The sequence below is a fragment of the Streptomyces mutabilis genome (assembly GCF_014649815.1).
GTDB classification, from domain to species: Bacteria; Actinomycetota; Actinomycetes; order Streptomycetales; family Streptomycetaceae; genus Streptomyces; species Streptomyces mutabilis.
The window spans coordinates 1-562 of the sequence record NZ_BMTT01000256.1 but is presented as its reverse complement, the minus strand read 5'-3'; the positions used below and the strand labels follow the sequence as shown (position 1 = coordinate 562).

The 562-nt window shown below is 30.6% G+C and carries 1 protein-coding gene; it reads left to right on the top strand.

Annotation, left to right across the window (positions count from 1 at the left end):
* The coding region (locus IE142_RS40220; RefSeq protein WP_191889501.1) for an L-lactate permease at positions 1 to 216 on the top strand (216 nt) is incomplete at its 5' end.
* Positions 217 to 562: the final 346 nt, after the last annotated feature.

The following is a 562-nucleotide window of genomic DNA, read 5'->3' as shown; positions in this document are numbered from 1 at the left end:
CAACAAATTGGTACAAGTGGTTCACTACTTGTAGCTTCAAATACAGCAGGTGGGGTTGCGGCGAAACTTATTTCTCCACAATCTATTGCCATTGCAACAGCAGCTGTTAAAGAAGTAGGTAAAGAATCTGAACTACTTAAAATGACATTACGTTATAGTATTGGATTACTTGTATTTATCTGTATCTGGACATTTATCTTGTCATTCATTCTGTAAATCAAAATTTATTGAAATGTATTTTTCATATACAAAGCCCGAAATGAAGCTATAAAGTCATTCATTTCGGGCTTTCAATATCTTGCTTTTGGATGTCGAGATTTTAGGTAATCTTTTAAAACGATGTAATTGTTATATAAATTCTCATTTGAAAAATAGGAGTGAGACAGTTCGTTTTAAATGAACTAAGTCTCACTCCTATTTTTATTTAAACATAGACATAAATAATTGATATATATGATCTGGACTAAATTGTTTCAACGTATCTTTACTATTTTCAATGATGTGATCTAACTCATTATAATGTTGTGTTGTTAAATCGATACGTTTTGCAAGTTCAGACACA